The organism is Macrococcus sp. S115, from assembly GCF_030067655.1.
In the GTDB taxonomy this organism is placed as follows: domain Bacteria; phylum Bacillota; class Bacilli; order Staphylococcales; family Staphylococcaceae; genus Macrococcoides; species Macrococcoides psychrotolerans.
The window spans coordinates 137057-154426 of sequence record NZ_JASJES010000003.1; the positions used below are offsets into that span (position 1 = coordinate 137057).

16 protein-coding genes and 1 riboswitch are annotated in these 17370 nt (G+C 36.1%); of the genes, 8 read left to right on the forward strand and 8 right to left on the reverse strand.

Features of this window, described 5'->3' with window-relative positions:
- Positions 1–42: 42 nt before the first annotated feature.
- Positions 43–1446 (reverse strand): protein adenylyltransferase SelO, encoded by a 1404-nt coding sequence (locus QNJ52_RS05785; protein WP_283722076.1) that lies wholly within the window; start codon positions 1444–1446, stop codon positions 43–45.
- Positions 1447–1586: 140 nt separating this feature from the next.
- Between QNJ52_RS05785 and QNJ52_RS05790 the strand changes: the two genes are divergently transcribed.
- From QNJ52_RS05790 to QNJ52_RS05820, 7 genes are all read left to right on the forward strand, one after another.
- Positions 1587–3332, forward strand: a complete 1746-nt coding sequence (locus tag QNJ52_RS05790) for an acyltransferase family protein (RefSeq protein ID WP_283722077.1) — start codon at positions 1587–1589, stop codon at positions 3330–3332.
- Between the two features lie 58 nt (positions 3333–3390).
- On the forward strand, positions 3391–5142 hold the full coding sequence (locus tag QNJ52_RS05795; protein ID WP_219493558.1) for a sensor histidine kinase: 1752 nt from the start codon (positions 3391–3393) through the stop codon (positions 5140–5142).
- Entirely contained in the window at positions 5139–5849 is a 711-nt protein-coding gene (locus tag QNJ52_RS05800; protein ID WP_219493559.1) for a LytTR family transcriptional regulator DNA-binding domain-containing protein, read from the forward strand. The genes QNJ52_RS05795 and QNJ52_RS05800 overlap by 4 nt, the downstream gene beginning before the upstream one ends.
- A 120-nt stretch (positions 5850–5969) precedes the next feature.
- Positions 5970–6389, forward strand: coding sequence for an antiholin-like murein hydrolase modulator LrgA (gene lrgA, locus QNJ52_RS05805; RefSeq protein WP_219493560.1), 420 nt, complete (start codon positions 5970–5972; stop codon positions 6387–6389).
- 1 nt (position 6390) lies between these two features.
- A complete protein-coding gene (gene lrgB / locus QNJ52_RS05810; RefSeq protein ID WP_120786239.1) occupies positions 6391–7098 on the forward strand; it encodes an antiholin-like protein LrgB in 708 nt (235 codons plus the stop codon).
- Between the two features lie 140 nt (positions 7099–7238).
- Positions 7239–8288 (forward strand): ABC transporter permease, encoded by a 1050-nt coding sequence (locus tag QNJ52_RS05815; RefSeq protein ID WP_283722078.1) that lies wholly within the window; start codon positions 7239–7241, stop codon positions 8286–8288.
- Positions 8289–8298: 10 nt separating this feature from the next.
- A complete protein-coding gene (locus QNJ52_RS05820) occupies positions 8299–8964 on the forward strand; it encodes an ABC transporter ATP-binding protein (protein ID WP_219493563.1) in 666 nt (221 codons plus the stop codon).
- 46 nt (positions 8965–9010) lie between these two features.
- Here the strand turns inward: QNJ52_RS05820 and QNJ52_RS05825 are convergent, their stop codons facing one another.
- From QNJ52_RS05825 to QNJ52_RS05855, 7 genes are all read right to left on the reverse strand, one after another.
- Positions 9011–9844 carry a YitT family protein gene (locus tag QNJ52_RS05825; protein ID WP_219493564.1) on the reverse strand — a complete coding sequence of 278 codons (834 nt, stop codon included), beginning with the start codon at positions 9842–9844 and terminating at the stop codon, positions 9011–9013.
- Positions 9845–9941: 97 nt separating this feature from the next.
- Positions 9942–12806, reverse strand: coding sequence for a YhgE/Pip domain-containing protein (locus QNJ52_RS05830; RefSeq protein WP_283722079.1), 2865 nt, complete (start codon positions 12804–12806; stop codon positions 9942–9944).
- Positions 12807–13001: 195 nt separating this feature from the next.
- Positions 13002–13988, reverse strand: a complete 987-nt coding sequence (locus QNJ52_RS05835; protein WP_283722080.1) for a HesA/MoeB/ThiF family protein — start codon at positions 13986–13988, stop codon at positions 13002–13004.
- Positions 13985–14752: a thiazole synthase gene (locus QNJ52_RS05840; protein WP_283722081.1), complete on the reverse strand. Its 768-nt coding sequence runs from the start codon at positions 14750–14752 to the stop codon at positions 13985–13987. Before QNJ52_RS05840 ends, QNJ52_RS05835 begins: the two co-directional genes overlap by 4 nt.
- Before the next feature lies 1 nt (position 14753).
- Complete coding sequence (gene thiS, locus QNJ52_RS05845; protein ID WP_099483314.1) at positions 14754–14951, reverse strand: sulfur carrier protein ThiS; 198 nt, start codon at positions 14949–14951, stop codon at positions 14754–14756.
- Positions 14932–16038, reverse strand: coding sequence for an NAD(P)/FAD-dependent oxidoreductase (locus QNJ52_RS05850; RefSeq protein WP_283722082.1), 1107 nt, complete (start codon positions 16036–16038; stop codon positions 14932–14934). The genes thiS and QNJ52_RS05850 overlap by 20 nt, the downstream gene beginning before the upstream one ends.
- Positions 16011–16592, reverse strand: a complete 582-nt coding sequence (locus QNJ52_RS05855) for a thiamine phosphate synthase (protein WP_283722083.1) — start codon at positions 16590–16592, stop codon at positions 16011–16013. Before QNJ52_RS05855 ends, QNJ52_RS05850 begins: the two co-directional genes overlap by 28 nt.
- Positions 16593–16685: 93 nt before the next feature.
- A riboswitch (TPP riboswitch) is annotated at positions 16686–16784 on the reverse strand.
- Positions 16785–16873: 89 nt separating this feature from the next.
- Here QNJ52_RS05855 and QNJ52_RS05860 point away from each other — a divergent pair.
- Positions 16874–17332, forward strand: coding sequence for a hypothetical protein (locus QNJ52_RS05860; protein WP_283722084.1), 459 nt, complete (start codon positions 16874–16876; stop codon positions 17330–17332).
- The last annotated feature ends 38 nt before the right edge of the window (positions 17333–17370 follow it).

Here is a 17370-nt window from a genome sequence, read left to right on the forward strand (position 1 = left end):
AAACGAATGAAGCGGAGAGACTGTAACAATCTCTCCGCTTTTTTATGTTACGCAATATGTTTGATAGGGTCTATCTTTCGGCCCGGGCTGCTTATATCTATCAGCATGATCTGGATTAAAGGGCTGTGATAGTACTTGCAGTAAAGCTTTTACAGCAGATAAATCGCCGTGAATGGCATCATCTAAAGCTTCTTCTACAATATGATTTCTAGGAATCACAACTGGATTAACCTTACGCATCAATTGAATTGGATCTTTTTCGGTTTTGAGTCTATCTTGCCATTTCGTTATCCATGATGATAAAGATTCAAGTGAAGATGTTTCTTCATTTTGTAAAGCTAGAAAAGTATTTGTATAGTCCATTTCATGTTGCTCCATAAGCGATAACAGCTCATCAATCAGCACCATATCTTCTTCGCTCGGTGACTTAATACCGATTTTCTGTCCCATCATTGTTCTGTAATATACCGTATAGCTATGCTGAAACTTCTCAAGTGCGGACTCGGCTAGATGAATCGCTTCATGTTCATCAGTATGAATTAAAGGTAATAAAGTCTCGGCAAATCGAGTTAAATTCCATAACCCAATTGCAGGCTGATTGATATAAGCATAACGTCCTTGCATATCGATAGAACTAAATACAGTATGTGTATGATAATAGTCCATAAATGCACATGGCCCATAATCTATCGTTTCCCCGCTGATTGTCATATTATCAGTATTCATTACACCATGTATAAAACCAACAGACTGCCACTGTGCAATCAACTGCGCTTGTTTGTCGATTACAGTATCTAATAACTTCAAATACTTATTATTTGTGTGTATTAAATCAGGAAAGTGTCTGTCGATTGTATAATCTGCAAGTTCTTTTAAGTGTTCATATGCTGTACGGGCAGCATATTCAAATGTTCCTACTCGGATATTACTGTTAGCAGTTCTTGTAAGGACCGCACCAGGCAGCATGTTTTCGCGTAAAACTTTTTCTCCTGTTGAACAAATTGCAAGACTTCTTGTTGTAGGTATATTTAAGTGATGCATGGCTTCACTGATGATATATTCACGCAGCATCGGTCCGAGCGTAGCTTTTCCATCCCCAGAACGAGAGAAGCGCGTGCGACCAGATCCTTTAAGTTGAATATCGTATCGTTTATTTTGAGGTGTAATGTGTTCACCTAATATATGCTGTCTGCCATCTCCAAGCATCGTAAAGTTCCCGAATTGATGTCCTGCGTAGGCAGTAGAAAATGGACGTGTTCCATCAATAACAGTGCTTCCTGTTAATATTTCAGGGTGTGCCTTTAGTTGGAGAGATATATTTAGTTCACGAGTTAATCCATCATTAAATAGCACATATTCAGGATGAGAAAAAGGGTGTGGATTATTAATCACATAAAAAATCTCATTTAAATTCGTATAGGTTGTATCAAAGTTAAAAAAATTCATGAAGTACTCCTTTCATGGAATATTTAACAATATTTTCAATAAAATTTAACATTTTAATATTGTTGTTAATTGATAAAGCGTGTATTATTAAGAATGTGTAACAAATATATTACAGAATTGTTAAAAGGATGGCTAGACATATGAATCGAAAATATCTTCCTGGATTAGATGGGATTAGAGCAATTGCAGTTATTGCGATTATAATATTTCACTTAAATCCAAAATGGCTGCCCGGGGGGTTTCTTGGCGTTGACACTTTCTTTGTTATATCTGGTTATTTAATTGCAATGTTATTGATAAACGAATATGAAAAAACTGGAACAATCAATATTCTCCAATTCTGGATACGCCGAATGAAACGACTTTTCCCACCTGTATTATTTATGATACTTATCGTGATTCAATATATCATATTTTTTGATCAATCGTTATTATATCAACTTAAGAAAGATGTTATTGCAGCATTATTATATATTTCGAACTGGTGGTATATATTTGATGGACTTAGTTATTTTGAAAGTTTTGAAGCTAGACCACTTGAACATTTATGGTCGCTTGCCATCGAAGAACAGTTCTATTTGTTATTTCCGTTAACATTGATGCTACTCCTTAACAAATGGTCTAAAAAGAAAATACTGCTATTATTTTTTGTTGTTTCTATATTGTCAGCGATATTGATGTTAACACTCTATGACCCTGCTGCAAACGTGTCGCGTATATACTTTGGTACGGACACGCGTCTTCAGACATTGCTGTTAGGAGTAATGTGTGCATTTATATGGCCGGCATTTAAATTGAAGCAAGATGCACCGAGAATTTTAGTAGTCATCATTGATTTTCTAGGCTTCATAGGTTTAATAGTCTTAATGTATAGTATCTATAAGCTAAATGAGCACAGTGCATTTTTATTTAATGGTGGATTCTATATACTTGGGATCTTTACATTATTGATTATTATGGCAGCAGTTCATCCATCATCTATAATGAGCAAGCTACTTGGTATAAAGCCGCTGACGGTGATTGGGAAATATTCATATAGTTTATATTTATGGCATTATCCGGTGATAGTATTGATGCAGAAACATTTTGTTCAAGGGCAAATTCCTATTTATATCCATATTTCATCTGTGATGCTCACAATCGTGCTGGCAGTATTGAGCTATAAGTTAATTGAACGTCCATATCGATTAAATGGTTTTAAAGTATTTACAATAATGTCTATTAAATATTTTATTACAGTTATTGTAACTTTGTATTTATGTATTTCTACACCTTACTTATTATCTGTCGTTAAAGCCGAACAACCGCAAATGCATCATGAAATTACGAAGACACTATCTAATATTCCTGATATAAAACGTATTAGCCCATTGACACCGGATGAAACGACTGAACAATTAGTGAAGAATGCTACGCCGTTACTTATCGGTGATTCTGTACTTGTTGATATAAATAATCAATTGAAAGAAGTATTGCCGAATGCTACTGTAGATGGTGAAGTAGGGCGAAATATATATAAAGCATTGAATGTTGCCGATAAATATCACTCATTTAATCATAAGGATGGAGTCGTCATCCTATTTATCGGAACAAATGGAGATTTTGAGGATGTTCAGATGAACATTTTGTTATCTAAATTTGATAAAGCGCAAGTATTTCTTGTGACTTCCAGAGTTCCAAAAGATTATGAAGCACACGTTAATGAAGAGATGTATAAAGCTGCTCGTTTATATAAGAACGTCCATATTATTGATTGGTATGAAACTTCACAGGGCCATACAGAATACTTTGCACCTGATGGTATACATCTTGAGTATCCAGGGAGTAAACGTATGGTGTCGCTCATATATGAAGCACTTATTAACTTCGAAGAAAATAGGGAATAATATTTCTTTTTCTGACAAGCGCTAATTGTTCACGTTATAATGATGGTGGAGGTATATTATGTTTAGTTTGTTTATTCTATTGTTAGAGCGTGTTGGATTGATTATTATTGTCGCATATTTATTGATGAACGTCCCTTACTTTAAGAAGATGATGTCTGAACGCTCAAAGCTATCTTCTCAAATACAATTATTAATCGTATTTGGTTTATTTGCAGCTGTATCCAACTTTACAGGTGTTGAAATACGTAATAATGAAATATTATCAAGCCAGATATTCAGTAGGATATCAGACGATGCAGTTATTGCGAATACACGCGTACTTACAATAAGTGTTGCGGGCTTAATAGGTGGACCTATTGTCGGTATCGGAGTTGGGATTGTATCAGGAATTACTCGTTATCTAATTGGTGGGATAGATGCATATACATATGTTGTATCATCGGCACTTATTGGTCTTGCTTCGGGGTATTTCGGTTATCGTGCGATGAAAAATAATCGTTATCCTAATGTCTTTACTGGAGTAATACTCGGTGCAATTATGGAAGTTATTCAGATGATCTGTATCATTGTTTTTGCTTCGAATACAGAATATGCCTTAGATATTGTGAAACTCATTGCTTTACCGATGATACTGATTAATAGTTTGGGTGTTGCTATATTCTTGTCCATTATTATTTCTACAATTCAGCAGGAACAACGTATGCGTGCTGTACAGACGCATGATGTATTGAACCTGGCGAATCAAACATTACCTTATTTCAGAGCTGGATTGAATGAAGTATCTGCGACACAGGCAGCGCAAATTATAAAAGACTTAATGAAAGTATCGGCTGTATCAATCACTAATAAGACGGATATATTAGCGCACGTCGGAGCAGCAAGTGATCATCATGTGCCGCGCAAGAAAATTATTACTGACCTGTCGAAACAAGTTATTAAATCCGGTGAAATTAAAGAAGCACATAATAGGCATGAAATTGGTTGTACGCATCCTGGATGCCCGCTTGAAGGTGCGATTGTTATCCCTTTATATGTACATAACGAAGTAACAGGCACATTAAAACTGTACTTTACCGATAGCAATAAATTAACTTATGTCGAACGACGCCTTGCTGAAGGATTAGCGAATATATTCTCAAGTCAGATTGAACTCGGTGAAATAGAAACGCAATCTAAATTATTGAAAGACGCGGAAATTAAATCATTACAAGCACAAGTGAATCCACATTTTTTCTTTAATGCGATGAATACAATATCAGCGCTTATCCGTGTAGATAGCGAGAAAGCAAGAGAACTTCTGCTTAATTTAAGTAACTTTTTCCGTTCGAATTTACAAGGCGCAAAAAGTACGAGCATCACAATTGAAAAAGAAATTCAACAAGTAGAAGCTTATTTATCGCTAGAACAAGCACGATTTCCCGAACGTTTTAACATTCATTTTGATATAGATGAAGGGTTAAAGTATGCAAAAGTGCCGCCATTTATCATTCAAATATTAGTTGAAAACGCATTTAAACATGCGTTTCATAATAGAAAGTCTGGTAACGATGTTTACGTAAAGGTGAAAGAAGGACATCAGACAATTGAAATATCAGTAGAAGATAATGGATTTGGTATTCCGGAAGAAAAACGCGTGCATATCGGACACAATGAAGTTGCGTCTACTTCCGGGACCGGGAGCGCACTTGAGAACTTAAATAAACGTCTTATTGGATTGTATAATAGCAATGCGCGACTGAATTTCACGACAAGTGATACAGGTACTAAATTTTATACATCTATACCTTTAGAGAGGGAGGAAGATGCATGAGAATATTAGTTGTAGATGATGAACCCCTGGCAAGAAATGAATTACGTTACTTACTCAATAACATTGATGGTACATTAGTTATTGATGAAGCGGATTCTATAGAAGAAACATTGACCTCATTATTATCAGAAACGTATGAATTGTTGTTTTTGGATATCAATTTGATTGATGAAAGTGGCCTTGAACTTGCTGAAAAGATTAACAAGATGAAGCATCCGCCTAAGATTGTCTTTGCTACAGCACATGATAGTTTTGCTGTGAAGGCGTTTGAATTGAATGCATTAGATTATATATTAAAACCATTCGAACAAAAGCGTATTGAGGCAGCACTTAATAAAGCAAAAGTCTCATCTATAAACACAAATCAAGAGTCGAAATTGCCAACCTTATCGATACAGATCGATGACAAAATCTATGTCATTAATATACAGGATATTATCGCCTTGTATGTAGAAGAAGGGCAATTAAATATCGTCACTGTAAACTCAGAATATGCGATTCATGAACCATTAAGTGCATTTGAAAAGAAGCTTCCAGAGAATGTATTTATGCGCATACATCGATCTAGTATTATTAACAAGCATCATATTAAGTCAGCAGAACAATGGTTTAATTACACCTATCAAGTGAAGTTGACGAAAGACATAAAATTACAGGTTTCAAGATCATATATAAAGCAATTTAAGCACGAAATAGGACTCGAATAATTTGAGTCCTATTTTTTTGCATTTCAGCATATGATTTTTGCATTTCATCGTGAAAGCTCTCACAAATCAATGTTTAAGCGGTATGATGTACTCAAGATAAAACACGGGAGGTCATTTAAAATGACAAAAGAAAAAACATATAATTTCTTTCATCAAGTATCAGTAATCTCAGTTGTGTTACTTATTTCCAAGATGATTGAAAGCTTCATGCCAATTCCAATGCCTGCATCAGTTATCGGACTTATACTGCTCTTCATCTGTTTATGTACTGGAATTATAAAGCTCGGGCAAGTAGAAACCGTTGGAACCGCACTTACAGATAATATCGGACTGTTGTTCGTACCAGCAGGAATCTCAGTAGTAAAATCATTAGGACTAATAGCTGAAAATCCAATATTAATATTAGGTCTGATCTTTATCTCAACCTTATTATTACTATTATGTACAGGATTCTTCTCTCAGATAATCGTGAAGATGACAGAATCAAAAGTAGAAGAGCCAAAAGAAACAAAAAACTTAAAAGGAATAGAGGTGCGCTAATATGACATTACTTGACCATTTAGGTATTAACTCTGTATACTTCGGAATATTATTAACGATATTACCTTTTATGTTAGGTCAATATTTATTCAAAAAAACAAATGGCTTTTTCTTATTTGCACCACTCTTTGTCGGAATGGTGTTCGGGATTGCATTCTTATCTATAACAGGTATCAGCTATGACACCTATAGTAAAGGTGGAAGTATTATTAGCTTCTTCTTAGAACCTGCAACGATTTGCTTCGCGATTCCTCTTTATAAAAAGCGCGACGTATTACAAAAGTATTGGTTACATATCATCGGTGGTCTGTCACTTGGTACAGCGGCTGCGATGTTAGGTATATATGGAGTAGCAAAACTATTTGGATTTGGTACACAGATTATTGCATCAATGTTACCTCAAGCAGCAACAACAGCAATCGCTTTACCAGTATCTGCTGGTATTGGTGGGGTGCCAGAACTGACATCATTGGCAGTTATTCTAAATGCAGTGATTATTTATGCCCTAGGAAATAAAATGCTGCGTTTCTTCAAAATCTCTAATCCAATTGCAAGAGGTCTTGCACTTGGTACGAGCGGACACGCACTAGGGGTGTCAGCAGCAACAGAACTAGGAGAAACGGAAACGTCTATGGCAAGTATCGCACTCGTTCTTGTAGGTGTTGTAGTGGTTGTTATCGTTCCGATATTAACAAGTATTCTCCTTTAACAATTAGATATAAAAATTAAAAATATATCATCAATTCACATACCGAGACAAATATGTCTCGGTTTTTTTAGGTGGAAATTCTTATGCAAAATTAAAATAAGTAGTATGATATGAATAGACATAGTAAAGGGAGGAATATAATGTTTTTAGCGTGGAAAGAAGTGATACATAACAAATTGAAATTTAGTCTGATTATCGGTGTACTCGTGCTTGTGTCCTATTTGCTGTTTTTAATTTCTGGTCTTTCTAATGGACTTATGGGAATGAACCGTGAAGCTATTGACACATGGAATCCTGACGCGGTGATTGTGACAAAAGAATCAAATCAGAACGTTGCGCAGTCGATTATGGATGAAGATGCTATAGAGGGTAAATTTGATAAAGTCGCAGGTGTAAAAAATTTACCTGTCATTATTGCTAAAAGCAATAATAAACAGAATACATTGCTATTTGGAATAAAGAAAAATGAGTTTTTAAAACCAAAAGTGACAGAAGGAAAACTGTTTAATAAAAACTTTGAAGTCGTTGCCAATGATTCCCTTAAAACGAAAGGATTTAAGCTTGGTGACACGCTAGATATCGCAGGGAGCGATGAAGATTTAAAGATTGTCGGTTTTACTCAAAACTCAAAGTATAATGCTGCAGCAGTATTATATGCGAATGATGCTACATTAGACCAGTTATCTATGAATAAATTAAAAGGTAAAGAAAATGCATTCTTTGTTAAAGATAAAGCGTTTAAAGATAAAGTGATCGATAACGATCTACAAATGATTGAGAAAGAAAATTTTATCAAAAAGCTTCCTGGATACACAGAACAAAAGTTGACATTGGATATTATGAGTTATTTCTTATTTGCGATATCAGCATTTATTATCGGTATATTCTTATATGTCATTACAATCCAGAAAGAGCCTGTCTTTGGTTTGCTTAAAGCGCAAGGCATTAGCAACAGTTTTCTCGCAAAATCATTAATGATTCAAACACTTATTCTATCAATTATCGCAGTATTGATTGCCTTATTACTGACGATAGGTACAGCTATGATTATACCTTACGTGGTGCCGATCAAGTTTGAATGGGATAAAATCGCAATCTTTGGATTAACAATTATGATTACAGCAATCATCGGTGGACTCTTCTCGATTCGCTCAATTCGAAAAGTAGATCCCCTTAAGACGATAGAGTAGGAGGGATAATATGATTCTTGAAATGAAACAAGTGCGTAAAAGCTTTGGTAAAGAGCAAACATATGTTGAGGCGTTGAAACCAGTAGATTTTAGTATAGATAAAGGGAAGCTCGTTGCAATTATCGGACCATCAGGTTCTGGAAAGAGCACATTATTGACGATTGCAGGTTTGCTGCAAGGTCCTACAGAAGGTGAGATAATCATCAACGGAAAAGATGTTTCAAGCTTTAGTGAAAAGAAGCGCTCCAAAGTAAGATTGAACGAAATTGGATTTATTCTTCAAGCTTCTAACTTAGTGCCTTTCTTAAAAGTAAAAGATCAATTTAAATTGCTGGATAAAGTAAAGAAAGATCATATGTCTGAGGGAGAGTTAAAGCATGAGCTTGAACATCTTGGTTTAAGTAAAGTGTTGAATCAATTACCAAATGAACTCTCAGGCGGTCAGAGACAGCGCGTGGCAATCTTAAAAGCATTATATACAAACCCTTCAATTATACTAGCAGATGAACCGACAGCAAGTTTGGACGGCGAGAAAGCCATAGAAGTAATCAAGTTATTAAGAGAAGAAGTGAAATCAAAAGATAAAGCAGGTATCGTTGTAACACATGACCATCGTTTATTAGAATATTTCGATGAAATTTATGAAATGAATGATGGAAAACTGACAAGGAAATAACCATAAAAATAATCCATAAGCGATTTAAGCTTATGGATTATTTTATTTAACTATTTCTCGCAAAATTGCCATGGACTTCTGTCGTTTGGTATACATTAATAAAGCATTTAGGATCATTCTCTTTTGCGATACGAATCACTTCAGGCAACTCATAACGAGTGAGCACCATCGTAATCATATGCTGCTTATTGTTAGAGTAACCCCCTATTACTTCAGTGATGGTGATACCGCGATAAATTTCGTCGATTAGTCCTTGTTTAACAGCATTGACGTTAGACGTTACAATTGTAGCAGTCAGCTTGATATGAGAAGTGAAAATCATATCAACGGTCTTACCCGTTATATAAATAGATAATAGGGTTAATAGAGCAATATTCCAGTTAAAGAAGAAACCAGAGCAAAGAATGATGATACCATTTAATATTGTCATGACTAGCCCTATAGACATATTACTATGCTGGCTAATAATCATGGCAACAATATCCATGCCGCCAGTAGTACCAGAATGCTTTAATATGATACCAACCCCGATGCCGACTAAGACGCCGCCGAATATAACATTCACAAAAAGTTCATGAGAGACTTTAGTGATAGGTATAAATGTCATAAAGAGAGAGATAAATATTACGCTGAGTACAGTATTAGCAATAATAGAACGATTTAATTTCCATATCCCAAGAAATATCAGGGGTATGTTGAGCAGTAAATTTAAGACTCCTGCATCAAAATTTGTTAATATATGCAGCAACAATGCAATACCACTGACACCACTACTAAGCACTCCGTGAGGTAATAAGAACAAATTGAATGCTACTGCAATTAGAAATGAACCTATTATTGTAATGATTAATTTAAATAGAATATGATTTTGATACTTCATTAAAAAACCCTTTCCTACATAATAATTACTATTATAACAAAGTACATATAGCTATAAAAGCTCGAACAGCAGTTCACTGTCCGAGCTTTAATATAATTTATTCAACAAGATTACTTGCTTTACTTCTTGCATAAAACCCTTTTTTAATCGGTTCAAATCTAGGTTTGAGTGCTAAGCCAAATGCAAACGTTAAGCCAGCCATTAAATAGAGCATACCGAGTTTAGTGAATGCAATTTCAGGAACAATTCCTCCGACCGCTTCACGTAGCAAATCTACAGCATAGGTGAATGGTAAGAATGGATGGATTGTCTGGAAGAATTTAGGTGTGACTTGAATCGGAAATGTACCCCCGCCTCCTGCAATTTGCAATACCATAATAACGATTGCGATAGCTTTACCGATATTTCCTAATAAACTCACAAGAGTATAGACCATTATTGTAAATGCAAGTCCCACAAGTATTGCGAATAGAACATTGTATACCGGATGCTTAGCATAAGCATCCAGAATAAAGAGATTACCTAAGACTACAATTGTAGATTGAGCAACGCTCAGTAATAAGAATAAGATCATACGCCCTAAATATAATTCTCTAAGTGAGAATTTACCGATGAGAGATTTATCTTTAAGTTCAGTCGTCAATAAGTTACCACTTAAGAGCGCACCTACCCATAAAGCGAGTGCTGTATAGAATGGAGCACTTGCAGACCCATAGTTTGGAATAGGGAATACTTGTGTTTCATCTAGTTGTATCGGTTCAGCAAAGTAATCAGATTGATCTTCAAGGTCATTGCGTAATAATTTGATTAATTTGTTGAACGTATCATTTTTATCAAGCTCTCTAAACTTATCAGCAGCTTGTTTAATTTCTTTTTCGATACCTGGTAGTTCTTCATTCGAGAATACCGCAAGTTCATGAATCTTATCTTGTGCACCTGGTAAGTTGTTCTGTAATAACTTTGAAGCTTCATTGTACTTAGCCATTACACTTGGCAAATCTTTTGCAGCAAAGTTACTTAGACGATTTAGATCTCCTAGTACAGACGGGAGCTCGCTTTCTACAAAATTTGATGCTTCTCCGACTTTAGATTTAAAGGTAGGGAAGTTAGCCTGAGCTGTCTGGTTAATACGGCTGAATTTTTGTTCTAATGCCGGAAGTTCAGCATTAATCGTTAACAGTGTCTCGTGTGCATTACTTGTTATTTGAACAGCATCAGCCAGTATTCGATCTACATCATTCGCAAATTGGCTAGCGTTTGATAGCTTCCCAGCTATCGTATCCAGGTTGCTGTCAATAGAGGCTAATCCATCTGTAAGAATTTGCTTCATATCAGCACTTGCAAATGCTTCAAGTGACGAGAGTGCTTTTAAAGCGTTTTGGATAGCGCTATTGTCAAAACTTACTTTACCATTACCTCGTGCACCATTTAAAGTTGTGTCTAGTGATGCATTAAGTTTTGTCAAAGCATCGATAGATTGATTTAACTGTGCATTAATCTTTGATGTATCCCCAAGTCCAAGCTTTTCAGCCTGATTCATCAGTTTGATCACTTCATTATAGTAAGCGATAGATTGTTCTAAATTATGTTTATACACTTCAATATTTTTGGCAAGAACCTCAGAACTTCCTGGGCTTTGTTTGCTCAGTTCATCAAGCTGATTGATAGTATCTTGCGTCGCTGCAGCTTCTTCTTTCGTTAACTCACTGATGGCAAGCAACCCATCATTTAATGCTTGTTTAGCAGGTAATAGATCTGGTTTTTTTAAAGCTTCTGTCTGTTTTGCTTCCTCTTTAACATTTTTTTCGCTTGAGGGTTGTTCTATTGTTGCATTTTCTGAAGATGCTTGTTCAGAAGAAGGTTCTTCACCTGAAGGTAGAGATGTCTCTGTGCTATTTTTAGTCTTAGATTCGGTACTATTTTCTAGTAATCGTTCGGCTTCACCTGCTGCACCTTGTACACCTTGTGTTACGTTTTGAGCATTACTAATTTTTTCATGTACTCCGGGCATTGCACCTTGTGCACCAGTGATTGCACTTTGAGCTGTGCTCGTAGCCTGAATGCCTTTAGCGACAGCATCATTGATTTGTGGGAACTTTTGCTCAATAGTATTTGCTTTTTGTAGCGCATTTTCAATTTGGGGCATATTGTTATTAATATTGATGATCATTTGCCCAGCAGCGTTAATATCTGCGGCATGCTCATTTGCTTTAATTAATTTTCCCGCACCATCATTGATTTTGCCTTCAAACTCACTGAGTTGATAGAACTCATCAGCGTATTTTGTAATATCACCTTGATGGCTATCAATTTTATTGACTGTTTTTTTAAATTTTTGCATCTCAGGAATTGCCTTTTCTGCTTCATATACTGAGTTTTCAATTTTATGGTAAAGTGGTAATTTATCTTCTATCTTAATTCCAACACGATTACTTTCATCGAGTAGCGCTTTTGTTGCACTATCTACAAATTTTTCGTTCAGTGATTGTGTGATGGCTGTTGCCCCTGCGTTAGTCATTTTAGGTGCAATGGCATTAATTTTTTGATTCACTTTATAATCGATATGTGCACGTTTTGGCTTTTTGCGAAGTATACTCGTAACGTCATCTGAGAAATGCTTTGGAATATGAATGATAGCATAGTAATTCCCATATTCTAGCTGTTTATTCGCTTCTTTTAAATCTTCTGTAAATACCCATCCGAACTTTTTATTTTCTTTTAAGTTGGTGACGAGTTGATTACCGACATTTACTTTCTTGCCTTGGACCTCTGCGCCAGTATCGTGGTTAATGACAGCAACCTTTAAATATTCTGTATTGGAGTATGGATCCCAAGAAGACTTCAAATTAAACCACGCATAAAACGACGGTAAGATTGATAATCCAAGTAATAGTATGATAAACGAAGGTGTACGTTTAATGTTTTTTAAATCATGTAAAAAGAGTTGAAAGGCGTTTTTCATCTAATCTCCTTCTTTATATTAGTATAGTAAAAAAAATCATTCATTTGGCATTGTCAAATTTTGAAATAGCATATACTAATATAACAAATGACACTGTAAAATACAATTGATTTGTAATTATGTGACCATTCTTATTATAAATTTAAAAAACATTGAATCTACTTAAGGAGGAGGAGTATAATTTTACCTATTAAATTATACTGATATAGTGAAAAGGCTAGAAATGATTGACTTTGCTTCTGCTTTACTATATACATCATAAATGATAATATGTCCATCTTTCAACAAATGTACAGTTACATGATCTACTTTAATTATTTTAAATAAAGGTGTTGATTTTACAGTGTTTGGTATTTCTTTATGGAAGATATTACTAGGCAACTTGATAGAGTATTTACCGTAACACATCTTAGTCATATAGTGAGTATTGCTCGTAGTAGCTGGATAATCATGCGTTCCACATGTTTTACAGTTGTTATTGCGGAAAAATGTTGCCTCTGTTGATTTAAATTTCATATTAAAACTGTCGAATGTAATGAAGTGATTAGAGAAGCGACCCTTTGCAATATATTTCATTACTTCTGAAACTTGTAAGCTAGCAGTAAGATGTGCTGTTTGAGGGAGTATTCCCTCTAATGAACAGTTCTGACCTGTATCCGGTGGGTCGGGTAGTAGGCAACGTAGACATGCAACTGAATAATCTATGGCATAGACTGTTCCCTTAGACCCGAGACAAGCACCGTATATCCAAGGTATTCTAAGTTGGTGACAAATATCATTGATGACATAACGTGTATTAAAATTATCTGTACCATCAATCACAATCTTTGGTTGAAACTTTTCAAGCAGTTGCTTCAAGTTATCACTTGTAATCTCTTCGGGGATAGCGGTGACTGTTACTTCACTATTAATACGGGAAAGGTGACGTTTTACAGCATCCACCTTTAATTCATATTGGTGAACATCTGTTTCATCATATAAACTTTGTCTATGAAGATTAGACAAACTTACAATATCCATATCACATATAATGATTTCTGCGGCTCCGCTTCGTGCAAGCATTTCACTGACTGTACTTCCGAGCGCACCTGCACCAATGATAAGAAATTTAGATTTTGAAAGATTGTCCTGACCTTGTTCACCAAACTGTGATGCTTTTATTTGTCTGTCATAGCGACTCATAGAAATTCCAGGCCTTCCGTAGGGCTCGATGCTTGTGCTGTATATTTCTTAGGGATTCTCCCGGCAGCAGCGCCAAGGAAACCGGCATGAACTGCGAGTTTCATCGCTTCAGCCATCTTCACAGGGTCTTTCGCGTGACTCACTGCTGTATTTAATAGCACGGCATCTGCACCAAGCTCCATCGCATATGCAGCATCGCTTGGTGAACCGATACCTGCGTCTACAATAACAGGTACACTGATGGCATCAATAATATAGCTTAAGTTCAAGGCATCATTAACACCTAGACCTGTCCCGATAGGTGAGCCGAGTGGCATTATTGCATGTGCACCAAGCGTTTCAAGTTTCTTCGCAAGTACAACATCACATTGAATGTAAGGACAGACAATAAATCCTCTCTCTAGCAGAATTTCACACGCTTTATACGTCTCAATCGCATCGGGTAATAATGTTTTACCGTCCCCGATAATTTCAACTTTGATCATATCGCACATCCCTGCAGCTCGGGCGATCTCAGCAATTTTTACAGCCTCTTCTGCAGTCTTAGCGCCGGCTGTATTAGGGAATGTAATATATTTATCTAAATCAACAGATTCTAATGGATTCGGTAAGTCTTTATCATAGAGGTTCATGCGTCGCACAGCGAACGTTAATGCATTCGTTTCGCTTGTATCTACCGCTTCACGCTGTATATCACCATTTTCAAATTTTCCTGTACCAAGGATGAGTCTCGATTCAAGTTCTATTGGTCCAATCTTTAGCATATTAACCGCCTCCTACAAATTCTAATAATTCTAATCGTTGTTCTGGTCTAATTTCAGTCTCATCCCACTTGTCTTTTTGTACGGGCATATCATCGATTACGATAACCGCACGCTTTAAATCGATATTCAAAGTTTCTAAAAATGGAACAAGCATCGTTTCTTGTGTTTCGTACAATTCATCATTTAAGTATAGTTTCATGTATATCCCCCAGTTTAAAATGATCTTTATATTTCATTGCAAGCGGATGCTGTTTATCGAACATAAGTTTATGCATCAGTGCTCCGGTAATCTTCGATAAGAGGATGCCATTACGATAATGACCGGTTGCGACAAATAGATTATCACGGACCTCATCGATTACTGGTCGCTGCAGTGGGTTATCGGGACGAAAGCCGCATCTGCTATCGACAATTTCACCATTCATGAGTTCTGGTAATAGGTCCAGCGTCATTTCTTTTAGCCAGTCGATACCTTCTTCACTTACTGTGTTGTCACCATTCATCGATGTCGTTGCACCTATCACATATAAATCATCTGACTTCGGTACGATATAATGCCCATTTGTCTGGAACAATGTCTCTTTCATATCTAATGTATGGTGATGTATCGTCATCACTTCACCTTTTACACCGTGCATTTCAAGATGGATACCAAGAGATTTAAGGATGTCACCTGAATACATACCTGCTGCAACGACGATTTGCTGTGCTTCATATGTTTGCGAGCTGGTACGCACATTAAATCCATCATTTGCTTTCACGTCTATTACGCGATCGTGAATAAACGTAACATCTTCATTTAATGTCATGAGTGCCTGATGGTATTTAACAGCATTGACTTGTCCATCTGTCGGAATCCACATCGCAAGGTCATGATTGCGGATATAACCATGTGCAAACTCATCCAAACGATTTTTAACTAACTCTGTTGTCTTAAACTGTGCATTAAGAAAATCATACTGTTGAAGTAAAGATTCATGCTCGCCATGTGAAGCAATCTTTAATAAACCATGCTGCTGATAATCGATTACATAACCTAAATGTGCCAATTCATCAGCAAAATCTTTCATCATATGTTGCCCTTCCATAGAAAACTGGAAGAGAGGGGAATCAGAATAAAATTCATTTTGTGCACCAAGCATACCGCCAGCAGCATGCGTCGCTCTGCATCTACTAAAATCATCAATAATGGCAATCGAAATACCTTCTTGTTTTAAGTGATAGCATATACTCTGGCCAATAATGCCGCCACCGATAATTAAGACATCGAATTTCGTAATAACCACTCCTTTCGAACGTGCTCAAGATGTGCCTTATGCTGAAACAAACGAATACCACTGAATCCACTAAATCGAGTATCAAGCTGATGTATCGTATGTTCATCGATACCACCGATTGCAACAATCGGGATATCATATGAAAGTACTGTGCCAATTACAGACGCACTTTGAGGTGTGAGACCTGGCTTTGAAGGCGTAGGGAAGACGTGACCGAATATACAGTAATCAAGCACGCCATCAATCAGGCGCACGCTGTCCTCACTGTGCACACTCATACCGACACGAAATTCAGGATGTTGTTGCTTGAATGCTATCGCATCACCAGCACGCTCCTTAAAATGGATGCGTGTCAGACCATGCTTTATCATCAAATGAGGTGTATTATGCACAATAATCTTAGAAGGATCTATGTGCCGTTTCAACTGCATAATAAATACATCCAGCGCATCATCACACGCATCTAGACGTAGAATCACACCATCAATCAAAGCTTCTACATCCACAATCGACTGTATAACAGCATCACTCGGTTCCACGAATGGTGTAATCATATAAAACATAAGCAACCTCCAAAAAAAGACCACCCGCAAACAAACTACGGGTGGTCAAAATATATAAAAAATATATAAAAAATATATAAATATTTATAATTATATAAATGATAACTGCTTCCCTACGTTGGAATTATCCAAATCAGGTTATGAGAGTCAGACAAAGTCTTCTCAGCTCTAAGAGCACCCCTAGCCATATTCGATTATGTAATTAAGAATAGCACTCAATGGCTGATAATTCAAACTTCTAAATTTAAATGATAAAATAGAAAAAGAAAGGGGATTTAAAGATGAATGAAATAAATGAAAAACAATTAGCAGCATTGCTAGATGAACACGCTGAACTGCGTGAAAATATGAGTAACGGTGAACGAGATGATATAGATGAAGCACAATTAAAACAAGTAACGATGGGTAGATTACAAGAAGAACGCATGACATCTGAAGAAATATTAAGAGAAATCGATGAACAGGAATCACTAGATATAGAGAACGAAATCGCACATAAAGAAGTGCATATCTTCAAATATGTAATGTATACGATTGAAATCTATAAAGACGTCGAACTTACACTAGACAGACTTAGAAATTTAATGGCACATGAATATGCAGAGATGACAGAAGAAAGTCTGATGCATTATCTTAAAGACTATGAATCAGCAGGATATATCCGACTGAACGAAACAAAAACAGGTGTTACAGTATCTAAAACATTTCTCGGGGAATGTGCTTTAGCGTTAGTGAAATAAAGAAGCGGCTTGATTAGTGGCTTTTATTTGCTTACAAA